The following is a 16,448-nucleotide window of genomic DNA, read 5'->3' as shown; positions in this document are numbered from 1 at the left end:
CATGCGTAGATTCCTGATGTCGGCCGGGCTCGCCCTGGCGCTGGTGACGGGGGCGGCCGGGCCGGCGGTGGCGGCTCCGCCCGGGAGCCCGCCGCCACAGTCCGCGGCCGTCGGCTGGTCGGTGGTCGACGGCAAGCTGACCTGGCGCTCGGACGAGCGCGTGCCGGCGGGCGACGCGGTCGTGGAGTTCTGGTCGGGCGACCGGCGACTCGGCCGCGCCTACCCCCACCCGGACGGCCGGACCTTCAGCCTCGCGCTGGGCGGGGCCGTCCGGCCGGGCGAACTGTCGGTGCGGGCCGGCGGCAGACGGATCGACCAGGCCCCACCATCCGGTACCCGACGGTCCGCGCCGGTCGTGGCCGCGCCGGCCGCACTGCCTCCCGCCAGCGTCGATCCCGGGCTGGCCGGGCCCTACCAATCCGTCACCGGCGAATACGACCTGCCCGCCGTCAAGTTGCCCGACTTCCCGGAGAAGGTCGAGATGCGGGCCGTGGTGGTCGCGCCGCAGGGCGCACCCGGCGCCCGGCCCCTCGCGCTCTTCCTGCACGGGCGACACATCGTCTGCTATCGCGGCGACGACGAGGTGCCGATGGTGTGGCCCTGCCCGGCCGGCACCGACCCGATCCCGAGCCACCGTGGCTACCTGCAAGCCCAGCGGCTGCTCGCCTCGCAGGGCTACCTGACCGTCTCCATTTCGGCCAACGGGGTCAACGGCCAGGACCGGGACATCGACGACGCCGGCGCCCAGGCCCGCTCCTCACTCGTCCGGCTGCACCTGGCGAGGTGGGCCGACTGGGCCGGTGCCGGCCGCGCCACCGCTCCGGAGATCGTCCGCACCGCACCGCGCGCCGACATGTCCCGGGTGTTCCTGATGGGACACTCCCGGGGCGGCGAGGGCGTCAGCCGGGCGGCCATGGACTCGCTCACCCGGCCGCCGGCCGCACAGGACGGCTACTCCGGTCCGGTCCGCTGGACCATCCGGGGCATGCTGCTCATCGGTCCCACCATCTTCGGCCACGACCCGGTGCCGGACGTACCGTCCGCGACGATCCTGCCCGGCTGCGACGGTGACGTCTCCGACCTGCAGGGTCAGATGTTCGTGGACGAGACCCGAGGCATCGGGCAGAGTCGCGCGCTGCGCAGCGCGCTGTACGTGATCGGCGCCAACCACAACTTCTTCAACACCGAGTGGACGCCCGGTCAGTCCGTGGCGCCGTCCATCGACGACTTCGGTGGCGCGCCGGACCCGGTCTGCTCCCCGGGCACCCCGACCCGGCTCACCGCCGCGCAGCAGCAGACCGTCGGCGCGACCTACATCGCCGCCGCCGCCCGGCTCTTCGTCGACGGCGACGACCGGGTACGGCCGCTGTTCGACGGCAGCGGCCGGCGGGCACCCTCGGCCGACCCGGCCCGGGTACTCAGCCACGCGCTCGGCGGCAACCGCACGCCGGTACTCACCCCGGACCCGACGACGACGGTCTCCGGCGGGGCGCGGATCTGTGACCAGGTCACCGACGACACGGCGCGGTCCTGCCTCGACCCGGAGGACCCGAACGCCCGCCTGGGGCACTTCGTACCCTTCATCTGGACCGTTCCCGAGCCCGGCCGGTACGCGGCGGCGCTGAGCTGGTCCAGCGCCGGCCGCCCCATCCGGCTGGCGCCGGCTCGACCCGTCTCCGTCGCCGGTGCCCGCGACCTGGCGCTGCGGGTCATCGTCCCGCCGAACACCACCGGTACCCGGTTCGGCGTCACCGTCGTCGGCACGGACGGCCGCCGCAGCACGCTCGGCGAGGTGCGGATCGACGGCCTGCCCGGCACCGACAGGACGACCTCGTACTGGGGTCAGGAGGTGCGGGTACCGCTCGACGGCGCACCCGAGCGGCTGGCCGCCGTCGAACTCACCCCGCGTACCGCGAACGGCCGCGCCTGGCTGCTCGACGCGTGGGGCTGGCGGCCGGGCACACCCGATCCGGGCGCGGCACGCCTGCCCCGGCTCGACATCGGCACCCTACGGGTCGCCGAGGGCGACTCCGGCACGAAGACGTACGAGATCCCGGTGACCGTCACCGGACGCGGCAGCGGTGTGGTCCGGATGTTCCTCTCCGACGACGTCACGTTCACCAGTCGCACCTGGCTGGCCACGATCGGCCCCGACCAGCGCACCATCCCGGTGCCGGTCGAGGTCACCGGGGACACGGTGTGGAACTACACCGAGCGGCACACGCTCGCGGCCAAGGCGGAGGAGGGGTTCGTGGTCGGCAGCTACATCGGCGGAGTCGCCACCCTCAACGACGACCCGGAACCGACGCTCTCCGTCGAGTCCGCCTCCGCCCGGGTCGCCGAGGGCGGCACGCTGACCTGGCGCTTCACCTCGTCCGCGCGGACCGAGACCGGCATCTTCGCGTACGCCCTGCCGGAGGCTCCGGCCGGTGGCGTGGAGTTGTCCACCACCGACGTCGACCCGGAATGGTTCACCCTCTACTCGTTCGAACCGGTGGAACCGTCCCGGCCGCTGTCGCAGACCTGGCTGGTGTCGTACCTGTTCGTCAATCCGGATGCGACCACCGGGGAGGTGACCGTCCCGACGATCGCCGATTCGGTGGCCGAGCCGGACGAGTCGGTCGAGCTGCACTTCGTCGACCTGCCGGAGGGGCCGGTGCCGGATACGGCACTGACCGGCGTGGTGACCGACGGCTGACCCGGTCGGTCCGGGGCCGTACCGGCGGGTGCGGCCCCGGACTCCCGCCGTGCGGATGCGGCCCGGACGCCGCGCCGCACCGTGCGGGTAGGCCGCCCCGGACGATTGAGCCGAGCAGGCTGGCCGCGTTGCCGCGCGGCCCTGCGGCGCTGCCGAGGTGGAGTTAGGACCACCATGATCGGGGTGGCAGGAGGTGTGTGTGGCTGGCCCGCCGCCACGACGATTCCAGGTATGACAACGAAGCTCTCCCGTCGCGGCATGCTCGTCGCCGGTCTCGCCGTCGGCGCCACCGCCGGTACCTCGTCGGTCGCCACGGCGGCGCCGGCCGCGAAACCCGGCGGCGGATCCGTCGCCGACAGTTCCGGCCCGTCGGACGCCGGCACCGCGTTCACCTCCGCCACCGTGATCGACCCCGCCTCGGGCCAGGTGCGGCCCGACACGACCGTGCTGGTGCGCGGCGACACCATCACCGAGGTCGGCCGCTCCGGCCAGGTCCGGGTGCCGGCCGGCGCCACCGTGGTAGACCTGCGCGGCAGGTTCCTGATCCCGGGCCTGGCCGACATGCACACCCACGGGTTGGCGGAGCAGGTCGACCCGGCGCTCTGCGTCGCCAACGGGGTGACCACGGTACGGGAGATGTCCGGCACCGTGGCGGTGCACGACTGGCGCCGCAGGATCGAGGCCGGCACGCTGCTCGGCCCGCGTTACACGATCGGCAGCCGGATCGTCGACGGTGCGCCGACGGTCTGGGACCCGATGCTGCTCAGTGTGCTGTCCGTGGCCGACGCCGCGCAGGCACGGCAGGCCGTACGGCAGGTCGTGGCGGAGGGCGCCGACTTCGTGAAGGTCTACTCCCGGCTGTCGCCGCCGGCGTACCGGGCGGTGGCGGCGGAATGTCGCCGGCTCGGGGTCGCGTTCGCCGGCCACTGCCCGGACGCGGTACCGGTCACCGAGGCCGCCGAGCTGGGGCAGGCGAGCGTCGAGCACATGTTCTCGACCGCGTTCGACACCTCCAGCGAGGAGGCCCGAATCCGGGCCCGGATCGCGCAGATCCGGCTGGAGACGGGTGACTACAGCGGGTGGTTCAAGGCGATCCATCCGGTGGAGTGGACGGCGGCACACACCTACAGCCCCGCCAAGGCGCGCCGGGTGTTCGACCGGCTGGCCGGACGTCGTACCCGGCAGGTGCCGACCCTGGCCATGCACTACTGGCTGGACAACGCCCGCGCCCTCGACCTGTCCGCCGACCCCCGGGCCCGCTACCTGCCCGCGCCGATCCTCGCCGGCCTCCAGTACGCCCTCGACGAGCTGTACCTGAAGGACCGGTCGCCGGACGAGGACGCGGAGTGGGCGGCGATGTTCGGCCACCGGCTGCGGATGGTCGGCGAACTGCACCGGGCCGGTGTACCGATCATGGTCGGCACCGACGTCGGCACCTGCGGGCTGTTCCCCGGCTTCTCCGTGCACGACGAGCTGCGGTTCCTGGTCGACGCCGGGTTGACCCCGATGGCCGCGCTGCACGCCGCGACCGCCGAGCCGGCGAGCTTCCTCGGCGCCCGGACCGGCCGGATCGCCCGGAACCGCGCCGCCGATCTCGTGGTGCTGGGCGCGAACCCACTCACCGAGATCGGCAACACGACGCGGATCGAGGCGGTGGTGGTGCGGGGCCGGTACCTCGACCGGGCGGCGCTGGACCGGCTGCTGCGCGGGGTGGCGGAGGCGGCTGCCGCAATGTCCGAGCAGGCGCCCGAGGGTACGGTCGCGGCGGTCGGCTGCCCGTGCCACGGCGGCGCCCCGGCCGGTACGCGGGTACCGGCCGCGGCGTAGCCCGCGTCGTGGCGGTCCGCCGGCCCGTGACGCCCGCGCCCGGCCCGGCCGCCGCCGTCGGGTGGCCGGCTACCGGTCGGCCCAGCCGGCCGAGAGCCGGGCGAAGTCGTCGGCGCCGAGCGGCAGGTTCGCGGCGGACATGTTCTCCTCCAGGTGTGCCCGGGAGGACGTGCCTGGAATCGGCAGCATGACGGGGGAGCGGCGGAGCAGCCAGGCCAGCGCGACCTGGCTGCGGGTGGCGCCGAGCCGGTCCGCGACCGTGCCGACCGGATCGGCGCCGCCCTCGGCGTCCGTGCGGCTGGTGCCGCCCCGGACGTTGGGCGCGATCGGCAGCCACGGGATGAAGGCGATCCCGTGTCGCTCGCAGTGTTCGAGGACCGCCTCGGAGCGGCGGTCGGTCAGGTTGTAGCGGTTCTGCACGCTGACGATCGGGGTGATCCGCGTGGCCGCGACCAGTTGTTCGACGGTGACCTCGGAGAGGCCGACGTGCCGGACCTTGCCCTCGTCCTGGAGTTGCCGCAGCGCTCCGATTTGGTCCGCCAGCGGCACCGTCGGGTCGATCCGGTGCAGTTGGTAGAGGTCGATCCGGTCGCGCCGTAGCCTCCGCAGACTCAGTTCGGCCTGCTGGCGCAGGTATTCGGGGCGGCCGAGCGGTATCCAGTCCCGGCCGAGGTTGACCTGCCCACCCTTCGTCCCGACCACCACCCCCGGCCGGTACGGATGCAGCGCCTCGGCGACCAGCTTCTCGTTCTCCCCGAGGTCGTACGAGTCGGCGGTGTCGAGGAAGGTGACGCCGAGTTCGACCGCCCGCCGGGCGACGGCGATCGAGGCGGCCCGGTCCGGCCCGGTCCGGCCGGTCAGCCGCATGGCGCCGAAACCGAGCCGGTGTACCGGCCGGTCGCCGCCGATGGTCAGGGTGGTGTTCTCCGCGAGGCGCAGCACGATTCTCCTTCGGAACGACAGGGGAGTGCCCGGCGGTCGGCGCCGGTCGGTTCTCACTCTGCGCGCGGCAACTCGGTAGGACAAGTGACGCTTCCTGAACCTGATCGCGTAGCATCGCTACGATGTTGAACCTGGAGCGACTCCGGGTGCTGCACGCGGTCGCGGTCAGCGGGTCGGTGGTGGGCGCCGCGCAGACCCTGCACGTCACCACGTCCGCCGTCTCCCAGCAGATGGCCCGGCTGGAGCGGGAGGTCGGGCAGCGGCTCGTCGAGCGGCGTGGCCGGGGAATCGGCCTGACCGAGGCGGGCCGGCAGCTCGCCCACGACGCCGGGGAGTTGCTGGCGCAGGTCGAGCGGATCGAGTCCGGCCTGGCCGGGCAGCGCGGCACCGTCGCCGGGCCGCTGGCCGTCGCCGCCTTCGCCACCGCCGCCCGGGGGCTGCTGCCCGGCGTGTTGCGAGAGCTGCGGTCGCGCCATCCGGACCTGTCGGTGTCGCTGTCCGAGCGGGAGCCGCACGAGGCCGTTCCCGCGCTCTGCCGTGGGCATCTCGACCTGGCCGTCGTGCAGGACTGGGCCGACGACGTACTCGCCGTACCGGCCGAGTTGGCTCGCCGGGAACTGCTCGAGGACCGCTTCGACGTGGCGTTGCCGGTCGACCATCCGCTCGCCGAACGGTCGGCCGTGGCGATCCGGGAACTCGCCGACGACGACTGGATCGGCTGGAGTACCGGGCAGATCTGTTCGGACTGGCTGGTGCGTACGCTGCGCGCCGAGGGGTCGCGGCCCCGGATCGTACACACCGCGTCCGAACACTCGACGCAGCTCGCCCTGGTCGCGGCCGGTCTAGGCGCGGCGATCATTCCCCGGCTCGGCCGCGAACCCGAGCCGCCGTCGGTCCGGTTCGTGCCCGTCGACCCGGCACCGACCCGGCGGATCTTCGCGCTCTGGCGGGCCAACGCCACCGCCCGACCGGCGATCGGCGCCGCCCTCGACGCGCTCGCCCGGCACAGCCGCTGACCGACCGCCGGGGCGGATTCCGGCTGCCCTGCGGATCACCCGCACACGGCTGCCCTGCGGATCACCCGCACACGGTCGCCGTGCGGACTCGCCGGGGCGCGGCCGGTCGGTGCGGCCCGGCACGCCACGACGGTGTCAGTAGCGGCAGGTCCAGCAGGTGCGGGCGCCCGAAGGCGCGTCGCGGCCGGTCAGCTCCGGTCGGCGGGCGGTGCGGCAGTGCTCTGCCGGACCACCAGGGTCGGCTCGACCGGCGCGGTGCTCGGCAGGACGGGAACCGGCCCGCCGTCCCGACCGGCCGCGTCGAGCAGTCGCAGCAGAGTGGCCATGCCGCGCCGGCCGACCTCGTCGAAGTCCTGCCGGACGGTGGTCAGCGGCGGCAGCATGAACTCCGCCTCGGGAATGTCGTCGAAGGCCACCACGCTGATGTCGGCCGGCACCCGTACGCCCCGCTCGTGCAGGGCGCGCAGCAGGCCGAGTGCCATCTGGTCGTTGGCGACGAAGACCGCGGTCACGTCCGGGTTCCCGGCCAGCGCGGTGCCGGCGGCGTACCCGGAACGGGCGCTCCAGTCCCCGGAGATGATCGGCGGTACGGCGGCGCCGGCCTCCTCCAGGGTCTGCCGCCAGCCGATGATCCGGTCACCCGCCTCCAGCCAGTCGCTCGGTCCGGAGACGTGCCACACGGTCCGGTGCCCGAGGTCGAGCAGGTGTCGGACGGCGAGCCGGGCCCCGGCCACCTGGTCCACCGCGACGGACGGCAGCCCGCTGTCCTGGCCGGCCTCGACGGCCACGGCCGCCATCCCCCGGGGCAGGCTGTGCAGTGCGGCGGCAGCCGCCATCTGCGGCGCGATGATGATGACCCCGTCCACGCCCTGGCCGTCCAACGCCTCCACGGCGCTGAGTACGCCCCGGCGGTCCACCTTCTCCAGGGTGACGATGCTGACCCCGTAGCCGGCGGCCCGGGCGGCGCGTTCGATGCCGAGCAGCGTCGAGGCCGGGCCGAACAGGATGGTGTCGAAGCTCACCACGCCGAGCACCCGGGAGCGACGACTGGCCAGCGCCCGCGCCATCGCGTTCGGCCGGTAGCTGAGCTCCGCCATCGCCCGGACCACCCGGTCCCGGGTCTCCGGCCGGACCCGTGGATGACCGTTGATCACCCGGGAAACCGTCTGGTGCGACACCCCGGCGAGCCGGGCCACGTCGGTCATCACCGCCGGGCGCCCGGCCCGTGACGGTGTGGTCACGTGGTTATCCTCCGCCAGCACAATCCGACTACCGCCTTCCACCCCCGCCGGCGACGCCGGACGTTCGAACCAGGTTAGCGCCATCATCCTGCTCGGCGGTCGCGACGATCCGCCTTCGACCAGGTTACGTTTTCGCTCCCCGACCGGCCCCGGCCGGTCGGTCGGATCCGCCAGCCGGTGCGGACCGATCCGTCCGCCGGTTCCGCGCCGCGTCCCGTCGACCGCTGGTCGGCGCTCCTCGCGCCGTATTTCCTCGGCACTGCGGACGCTCTCCCCGGGCGCTGCCAAGCCGAGCGTCCGCCGGTATGGGGGAACTGCTATGCGCGAGCCACCAGACTCGACACCTAGATTAATCAGCGTCGATCGAGGGCGGCCGCGCCCTCACCCTCCCCGCTCCCATAAGGAGTCGCCATGCTCAGACGCCACCTCCTCCGGGCCACGCTCGGCCTGTTGACCCTGGCCACCTCGCTGGTCGGGGTCCAGGTCGCCACCGCGCCGGCCAGCGCGGCGCCGGCGGTACGCACCGTCTACTACGACGCGAGCCGGGCCGGGGAGTTCACCACCAACTTCACCCAGGCCGCGCAGATCTGGAACAGCAGCGTCAGCAACGTACGACTGGTCGCCGGCACCCCGGCGAGTGTGACGATCTACGTCGACAGCGGCTGGCCGCGGGCGTACGTCACCGGGCTCGGCTCCGGCCGGGTCTACATGGGCTGGCAGGCCGTGAACCAGGGGTACGACCGGACCCGGATCGCCACCCACGAGTTGGGGCACATCCTCGGGCTGCCCGACCGGCGCACCGGGCTCTGCTCCGATCTGATGTCCGGCAGCAGTGCACCCGTCTCCTGCCGCAACGCGTACCCGAGCGCGGCGGAGGCGGCCCGGGTCGACTCGCTGTTCGCCGGCGGCCTCGCGCCCGCGTATGCCGAGACAGCGGCGGCGAGCGTCGCCGGCACGTACGTCTGGACCACCGGCTGAGTACCGCGCGGGCCGCGCCGGACGTCACGGGCGCGGCCCGCCTCCTCGGGGCCGGGACGATCCGCCGACAGTGGACGGTGTGCCGGTCCGGCCGTCGGTGCCCGGCCGTAGGCTGCGGGACACCGGGCGGGCCGCCCCCCACCGGTTGAGCCGATTGGTTACCTTGAAGCCGATCGTGCAAGATCTGACCGCCTGGCCGTGTCCGGCCGGTGGATTCCCGGTGCTGACTTGGGGGAGGTCTCGGGTGGGTTCGCACGGGTCGGCGGTCGCTGTCCCGCCAGGCCGGTTGGCTGTCGCGCCGCAACCCCGCCCGCCGGAGCGGCTGCGACGGTTGACCACACCGCTGCGGCGTACGCCCGGCCGGTTCACCGCGATCCTGGCCGGGATCGTCGTGCTGGGACTGCTCACCGGGGTGGTCGCGTTCGTCGGTGTCCGCCAGCGCGCGGACCTGGTCCGAGGGGTGACCGCGCGCAGCGGGGAAGTCGCCGTGGCCGCGCAGAGTCTCTACCGCGCGCTCTCCGACGCCGACGCCACCGCCGCGAGCGCCTTCCTCTCCAACGGTCTCGAACCGCCGGCCATGCGGGACCGCTACCAGCGGGACCTGGCCGACGCGGCCTCCGCGCTGACGGTCGTCTCGGCCGCCGTCTCCTCCGACGGCCGGGGCGCGGCGGCGGTCGCCCGGATCACCGCCCGGCTGCCGGTCTACAGCGGCCTGGTGGAGACCGCCCGCACCTACAACCGGCAGGGCCTGCCGCTCGGCGTCGCCTATCTGCAGGAAGCCTCCGGCCTGATGCGCGACGAGCTGCTTCCCGCCGCCCAGGAGCTGTACGCCGCGGCCTCGACCGAGCTCGACGAGGCGCGGGACCGCGCGGCCGGCTTCCCCTGGGTCGCGGTGCTGCTCGCCGTGCTGACCCTGGCCGCGCTGGTGCTGACCCAGATCCACCTGACCCGGCGCACCAACCGGCTGCTCAACGTGGGACTGCTGGTCGGTACCGGCGCAACGCTGCTGCTGGTGACCTGGCTGACCGGGTCGGCGCTGGTCGCGGCCGGCAACCTCGGGGACAGCCGGGACGAGGGGTCCGCCCAGGTGAACCTGCTCGCCGAGGCCCGGATCGCCGGGTTGCAGGCCCGCGCCGACGAGGCACTGACCCTGGTCGCCCGGGGCAACGGTGCGGCCTTCGAGGAGAACTACGGCGTCATGATGGAGCGGCTCGCCGGTGCCGACGGCGAGGGCGGCCTGCTGGCGCGGGCCCGCGCGGCGGCTCCGGACGACACCACCCGGCAGGCGGTCGAGGCCGCGATCGCCCGGAGCAAGGAGTGGTCGGCGGCGCACCGCAACGTGCGCGCCCTCGACGACAGCGGCGAGTACGCGAAGGCGGTGGCCGCCACCGTGGGCACCGGCGAGCAGACCACCGCCGCCATCTTCAACCAGCTCGACGAGGCGCTCGCGCTGGCCATCACGCACAACGGGGACCGGTTCGAACGCGAGGCGGTCAGTGCCGGGCGGGCCCTGACCGGTGTCGACATCGGTATCGTCGGACTGGGCCTCGTGTTGCTGGTCGGGGTCGCGGTGGGCATGCAGCGGCGGATTGCGGAGTACCGATGAGACACCGGCATATTTCCGGCCGGCTGCTGGCCGGCGTCCTCGTGGCGGTCGCCACGGTGGGTCTCGCCGGCTGCGGCACGGGCGAGCAGGCGCTACCCGCCAACCAGGTGGCGGCCGACCCGCCCCGACCGGTCGGCATGCAGGATCCGGCGGTCGTGCCGACCGGTCCGGCGGCGTCGTCCGGTTCGTGCAACCCCCGGGCCAGCCTCCGCCCGTCCGGTGCGCTGCCCCGCCCCCGCCAGATGCCCTCCGGTACGGCGATGGCCAAGATCGTCCAGCGTGGACGGCTGATCGTCGGCGTCGACCAGAACAACTACCAGTTCGGCTTCCGCGACCCCCAGACCGGCCAGCTCACCGGCTTCGACGTCGACATCGCCCGGGAGATCGCCCGGGGCCTCTTCGGCGACCCGGGCCGGATCCAGTTCATGGCGATCAGCTCGGCCGACCGGATCAAGATGGTCAAGGAGGGCACCGTCGACCTGGTGGTGCGGACCATGACGATGAACTGCGAACGCTGGCAGGAGGTCAACTTCTCCACCGAGTACTTCACCGCCGGTCAGCGCGTCCTGGTGGCCCGGGGCTCCGGGGTGAAGACCATCGACGACCTGCGCGGCAAGAAGGTCTGCGCGGCGGCGGGCAGCACCTCGATCCGGAACATCGCGCAGAAGGGCACCGTGCCGGTGTCGGTGGTCAACTGGACGGACTGCCTCGTACTGCTCCAGCAGAACCAGGTCGTCGCGGTCTCCACCGACGACAGCATCCTGGTCGGGCTCGCCGCCCAGGACCCGAACACCGAGGTGGTCGGCCCGAAGTTCAGCGACGAGCCGTACGGGGTGGCGATCTCGCGGGAGTCGCCGGAACTCGTCCGGTTCGTCAACGGCGTACTGGCCAAGATCCGGTCGGACGGGACGTGGACCCGGCTCTACAGCCGATGGCTGACGTCGCTGGGTCCGGCGCCCGCGCCACCGGTCGCGCGTTACCGGGACTAGCGTGTCTCGTGGACCTTCCAGCGCAGCGGTGGGATACCGGCGACTCCGCACCACCGGCCGTTTCCGCGAACCCCGGTTAGCGGTGCCGATGACCGTGCCGCCGCAGTCGCCGATGAGCCGCGCCGAGGCCGACCGGGTACTCGACGTCCTCGGCGCGGCACACGATCGGGCCTCGGCCGCGATGTACGCCCTGGACGGCCGGCCCGAGCTGGCCCTGCTGCGTGGTACCCGCCAGACCGGCGAGACCGCGCAGGTCGCTGCCGGCCTGCTGGCCCGGGCCGACGCGCTCTGGTCCCAGTTCGCCGCCTTCGGCGAGGTGCTGGGCCAGGCCCGCGAGGTACGCGCCCGGCGCTCCCGGCCCGGCGACGTCGAGCTGCGGGAACTCGGCGATCTGCTGCGAGCCCCGGTGGTCGGGCTCGACGCCGCCGGGACCGTACTGGACGACGCCGCCGGTGCACCCTTCGAGCGGGTCGGGCTGACCGAACTGGCCCGGCGGATCGAGGCGGAAGCAGCCGAGCTGGCTGGGTCGCTGTCCGAGTTGGAGGCTGCCCGGGATCGGCTCGCCGGCTGGTTCGGGCGGCTCACCGACGCGCTCCGCCGGCTGCGGGTCGACGCGGTCGAGCTGGACCAGCTCGACCGGCTCGACCGGGCGGTCGAGGAGGCGTACCAGGACGCGTTGGCCGATCCGTTCGGTGCGGCCGGTACCGGTTCGGTCGGGAACGGTCTCCGGGACGGGCTGCGACGGTTCGAGGCCGAGCTGGCCGACCTGGCGGGTCGGCTCGCCGAGCTGACCCAGGTCCGCGACGGCTACCCCGACCGGGCCGCCCGGCTGGCGGCCGAACTGGACGAGCTGGCCGGGACGGCCGCCGAGACCGCCCGGGTGCACGCGCTGGCGCTGGCCAAGATCGCGAATTCGGCCCTGCCCGAGTTGCCCCGGGATCCCGGTCCGGCGCTGCGTGCCCAACTGGCCCAGCTCGGCCAGGTGCACCGCGAGCACCGGTGGGCCCAGGTCGGTGCCGAACTCGTCGCGCTGGAACGCGGCGTGGCGGACGCCCGGCGCCGGGCGGCCGAGTTCCACGAGGCGGCCGACGGACTGCTGCGGCGCCGGGCGGAGCTGCGGGGGCGGCTCGACGCGTACCGGGCGAAGGCGGGCCGGCTCGGCCTGATCGAGCACACCGAACTCTCCGCCCGGTACCGGCAGGCCCGCGACCTGCTGTACACCAGCCCGTGTGACCTGTCGGCGGCGACCCGGGCCGTGGTCGCGTACCAGCGTCATCTCAACCACCTCGCCGAGCGTCCGACGCCCGGCGCGAAGGGAGCCGTACCATGAGCACCCGCTGCCTGCGGCCCGGTTGCCCAGGCTCCTACCTCCCCGACGGGTACTGCGACGAGTGCGGTCGGCGGGCGCCGGCCGGGGCGACGGCGGGTCCCGAGACGACCGGCCCGACGGGTACCGGCGCGGTGGCGACACCGACCGGCACCGGCCGGGCCGCCGCACCGACCGGAACGGGACGGGCGTCGGTGCCGACCGGTACCGGCCGGGCGGTCGTACCGGCCGGCGCTGTCGGCGTCTCCACCGGTGCGGGTGTCGGGCGGGGTCCGGCGGGACACGGCCCGGTGCCCGCCCAGCCCGTGGCAGCGACCGGCCAGTCTCCGATCTCGACCGGCCAGGGCCAGTCTCCGATCTCGACCGGCCAGGGCCAGGGGCCGGCGTCGGGTGGCCCGGGGCAGGTGCCGCCGACCGGCTACGGCCCCGGTGTGAGTCCGGTGTCGACCGGTCAGGGTCCGGGTGTGAGTCCGGCGTCCACCGGTCAGGGTCCGGCGTCGACCGGCGCCGGGCGGGGGTCGGCGTCCACCGGGGTCGGCACCATGCCGAGCCGGGGCACGTCAAGTTCCGGCTCGCGGGGATCCACCCGGTCCCGGAGCGCGTCCCGGGGCGGCCTCGGCGCCGGCCTGGTCGACATCGCCCGGGTGCCGCTGCGCGACCCGGCGACGGCGGTGATGGCCGAGCCGAAGGTCGCCGAGTCGCGGCGGTTCTGCGTGAGCTGCGAGAAGCCGGTCGGGCGGGGGCGGGACGACCGGCCGGGTCGGGCCGAGGGCTTCTGCCCGCACTGTGGCACCCAGTTCTCCTTCGTACCCCGGCTCGGTCCCGGTGACGTGATCAACGGGCGTTACGAGATCCTCGGCGCGCTCGCGTACGGCGGCCTGGGCTGGATCTACCTCGCTCGGGACCGCAACGTCAGCGACACGGTCAGCGACCGTTGGGTGGTACTCAAGGGACTGATCAACACCTCCGACGTGGACGCGATGGCCTCGGCCGTGGCCGAGCGCCGGTTCCTGGTCGAGCTGGACCACCCCAACATCGTCAAGATCCACGACTTCGTGGAGCACCCCGATCCGCGTACCGGCACCCCGGTCGGCTACATCGTGATGGAGTACGTCGGCGGCCAGTCCCTGCGCGACATGCTGCTGGCCCGGCGCCGGGACACCGGCCAACGGGCGCTGCCGCTGCCCGAGGTGATCGCCTACGGGGTCGAGATCCTGCCGGCCCTGGACTACCTGCACGACCGGAACCTGCTCTTCTGCGACTTCAAGCCGGACAACGTCATCCACGCCGAGGAGCAGCTCAAACTCATCGACCTGGGCGCGGTACGCCACGTCGACGACAGTGCCAGCGCCATCTTCGGCACGCCCGGCTACCAGGCGCCGGAGGTCGGCACGCTCGGCCCCTCGGTCGCCTCCGACATCTACACCGTCGGCCGGGCGCTGGCAGTGCTCAGTCTCGACTTCCGCGGCTTCTCCAGCACGTACGCCAACCGGCTGCCCGAGCCGGCCGACGCACCGCTGTTCGCCGCCGAGATGTCGTACCACCGGCTGCTGCGCCGGGCCACCCACCCCGATCCGGACCGGCGCTTCCAGAGTGCCGGGGAGATGAGCGAGCAACTGCTCGGCGTACTGCGCGAGGTGCTCTCGGCCGTCGACGGGGTGCCCCGGCCGGCGGTGTCCCGGCAGTTCACGCCGGAGCGGCGCGCCTTCGGCACCGAGGCCGGCGAGGTCGGTCGGGCGGTGGCCGGCCGGGCCTGGGGCGCCGGTGGTGGCGTACCACCCGGTGCGATCGCCCCGGCGCCGCCGGTGGTCGCCGCCGCGTTGCCGCTGCCCCAGGTCGACGTGCTCGACCCCGGTGCCGGTTTCCTCGCCTCGCTCGGCGCGACCGACCCGGCGGAACTGGTCCGCCAGCTCACCGCCGCACCGGTGCGCAGCGTGGAGGTGGCACTGCGGCTGGCCCGGGCCCGGATCGAGGGCGGCGACCTGGCCGGAGCCGGCACCGACCTGGACCGGCTGGCCGAGGCCGACCCGTTCGACTGGCGGGTGGACTGGTACCGGGGCCTGGCGGCGTTGACCGCGAACCGCCCCGCCGAGGCCCGGGTCGCCTTCGACGCGGTCTACGACGTGCTGCCCGGCGAGCCGGCCGCCCGGCTGGCGCTGGCCGTGAGCGCGGAGTGCACCGGTGACCGGGAGCTGGCGACCCGGCTGTACGACCGGGTGTGGCGGGCCGACCACGGCTACCTGAGTGCCGCGTTCGGGCTGGCCCGGATCCGGTTCCTGGTCGGTGACCGCGCGGGCGCGCTCGCCGTACTGGACCAGGTGCCGGACAGTTCGAGTCAGCACGTGGCCGCCCAGGTCGCCGCCGTCCGGGCGAGCCTGCCGGGGCTGGCCGCAGGCGGGACGGGGCCGGAGGACCTGCTACGGGCGTCCGCCCGGCTGGAGCGGCTCGGGCTCGACGTCGAGCGGCAGACCCGGCTCACCATCGAGGTGCTGGAGGTGGCCCTGGCCTGGGTGAGGAGCCGTTCGGCGCCTCCCTCTGCGGTCGCCCGGCTGCTCGGGCACGAGCTGTCCGAGCGTGGCCTGCGGTTCGGGCTGGAGCGGGCGTACCGCACCCTGGCCCAGCTCTCCCGCGACCCGGAGCTGCGGATCGCGCTGGTCGACCACGCGAACGCGGTACGGCCGAGGACGCTGGTATGAGCACCGCCGGAGCCGGCACCGCCGGCAGTACGCCGAAACCCTGTCCCGAGCACGGCGCACCCGACGACCCGGGGCACCGGTACTGCGAGGTCTGCGGCCGGGAGCTGGAGCGTGTTCCGCTCGGAGAGGCGACCGGGGTGTCCGGTTGGCCGGCGCCGGCAGGCGCTTCCCTCGGCCCGGCCGTCTCGGCTCCGACCGGCCGTGCCGAAGTTCCCGCCCCGGCCGCGTCGGCGGAGTCGACCGAGCTGTCCCGGCTGGCCGAACTCGCCGGCCCGACCGCGCTGTCCCGGCTGGAGGCACTGGCCGGGCCAACCGGCTCGTCGCCGCCGAGCGGGTCGTCGTCGGCGGGCGGGTCGTCGCGGCCGACCGGCTCGTCGGCGCCACAGAGCGTGCCGTCGCAGTCCGGCGGGTCGTCGTGGCCGACGGGCTCGGCCGGGCCGCCGAGCAGCCTGTCGCAGTCGGGCGGATCGCAGTGGCCGACCAGCTCCGCCGTCCCGCCGAGCGCGCCGACGCAGTCGAGTGGATCGTCGTGGCCGACGGGCTCGGCCGCGCCGGTAGGGTCGGCGTGGTCCGATCCGGTCGGCATGGCGCAGGCGCCACCGCCCCCGGACTGGCGACCGGACCAGGGCGGCCAGCCGGCGACGACGGCTTGGCATGCTCCGTCCGGTACCGCCGCGAGCGCACCGCCGCCGGCACCACCGCCGCCCGCGAACCGGGGTACGGCCGCTCCGCCCGGTGCCTCGGGCCGAGCCGCACCCCCGCCTCCGGCCGCTTCCGGCCACTGGGCGGGATACGCCCCGCCGGCCGCACCTCCCGGACCTGTACCGCCCGGAGCGGCCGCACCGCAGGGCCGGCCCGGTGCGGCGTCGCCACCGTCGCCGGGCTGGTCCGGCCCGGCCGCTCCACCGTCGCCGGGCTGGCCTGCTCCGGCCGCCCCACCGTCGCCGGGCTGGTCCGGTCCGGCCACGCCGCCTCCACCCGGCCCGCCGGCACCGGCCGGATCACCCGGCTGGTCCGGTCCGGCCGCCGGATCACCTGGATGGCCAGGCCCGGCCGGTGTGCACACCCCGGTCCCGTCGACCACCGGTGCCGTGGTGCCGCCCAGGCCACCCACATTCGCGGGTCCGA

At 74.4% G+C, this 16,448-nt stretch carries 9 protein-coding genes and 1 pseudogene; 8 read left to right on the top strand and 2 right to left on the bottom strand.

Annotated elements, in window-relative coordinates:
* Position 1: 1 nt before the first annotated feature.
* Together Pen02_RS30460 and Pen02_RS30455 are read left to right on the top strand one after the other, a co-directional pair.
* Positions 2 to 2,698, top strand: coding sequence for an alpha/beta hydrolase family protein (locus tag Pen02_RS30460; RefSeq protein ID WP_203869584.1), 2,697 nt, complete (start codon positions 2 to 4; stop codon positions 2,696 to 2,698).
* A gap of 231 nt (positions 2,699 to 2,929) precedes the next feature.
* Positions 2,930 to 4,525: an amidohydrolase family protein gene (locus Pen02_RS30455; protein WP_203869583.1), complete on the top strand. Its 1,596-nt coding sequence runs from the start codon at positions 2,930 to 2,932 to the stop codon at positions 4,523 to 4,525.
* Positions 4,526 to 4,594: 69 nt separating this feature from the next.
* On the opposite strand, the gene Pen02_RS30450 is transcribed toward Pen02_RS30455, so the two are convergent.
* The gene (locus tag Pen02_RS30450; RefSeq protein WP_239141551.1) at positions 4,595 to 5,467 is read right to left on the bottom strand and encodes an aldo/keto reductase; all 873 of its coding nucleotides are present in this window, start codon (positions 5,465 to 5,467) and stop codon (positions 4,595 to 4,597) included.
* A gap of 122 nt (positions 5,468 to 5,589) precedes the next feature.
* Here Pen02_RS30450 and Pen02_RS30445 point away from each other — a divergent pair, with 122 nt between their 5' ends.
* A complete protein-coding gene (locus tag Pen02_RS30445; protein WP_203869582.1) occupies positions 5,590 to 6,483 on the top strand; it encodes a LysR family transcriptional regulator in 894 nt (297 codons plus the stop codon).
* Between the two features lie 188 nt (positions 6,484 to 6,671).
* On the opposite strand, the gene Pen02_RS30440 is transcribed toward Pen02_RS30445, so the two are convergent.
* Positions 6,672 to 7,688: a LacI family DNA-binding transcriptional regulator gene (locus Pen02_RS30440; RefSeq protein ID WP_203869630.1), complete on the bottom strand. Its 1,017-nt coding sequence runs from the start codon at positions 7,686 to 7,688 to the stop codon at positions 6,672 to 6,674.
* Between the two features lie 447 nt (positions 7,689 to 8,135).
* Here Pen02_RS30440 and Pen02_RS30435 point away from each other — a divergent pair.
* The 5 genes and pseudogenes from Pen02_RS30435 to Pen02_RS30415 all read left to right on the top strand — a co-directional run.
* Positions 8,136 to 8,690 (top strand): annotated as a pseudogene (locus Pen02_RS30435) (snapalysin family zinc-dependent metalloprotease); the annotation flags it as partial.
* A gap of 343 nt (positions 8,691 to 9,033) precedes the next feature.
* The gene (locus Pen02_RS30430) at positions 9,034 to 10,308 is read left to right on the top strand and encodes a GlnX family signal transduction membrane protein (protein WP_203869580.1); all 1,275 of its coding nucleotides are present in this window, start codon (positions 9,034 to 9,036) and stop codon (positions 10,306 to 10,308) included.
* Positions 10,305 to 11,297, top strand: a complete 993-nt coding sequence (locus tag Pen02_RS30425; protein ID WP_203869579.1) for a glutamate ABC transporter substrate-binding protein — start codon at positions 10,305 to 10,307, stop codon at positions 11,295 to 11,297. The genes Pen02_RS30430 and Pen02_RS30425 overlap by 4 nt, the downstream gene beginning before the upstream one ends.
* 88 nt (positions 11,298 to 11,385) lie before the next feature.
* A complete protein-coding gene (locus Pen02_RS30420; RefSeq protein ID WP_203869578.1) occupies positions 11,386 to 12,627 on the top strand; it encodes a coiled-coil domain-containing protein in 1,242 nt (413 codons plus the stop codon).
* Positions 12,624 to 15,320 (top strand): serine/threonine-protein kinase, encoded by a 2,697-nt coding sequence (locus tag Pen02_RS30415; RefSeq protein ID WP_239141549.1) that lies wholly within the window; start codon positions 12,624 to 12,626, stop codon positions 15,318 to 15,320. The genes Pen02_RS30420 and Pen02_RS30415 overlap by 4 nt, the downstream gene beginning before the upstream one ends.
* Positions 15,321 to 16,448 lie beyond the last annotated feature (1,128 nt).

This window comes from Plantactinospora endophytica (assembly GCF_016862915.1).
GTDB lineage: Bacteria > Actinomycetota > Actinomycetes > Mycobacteriales > Micromonosporaceae > Plantactinospora > Plantactinospora endophytica.
Note: the sequence above shows the minus strand (reverse complement) of the source record. Positions and strands in the feature narration are given on the sequence as shown.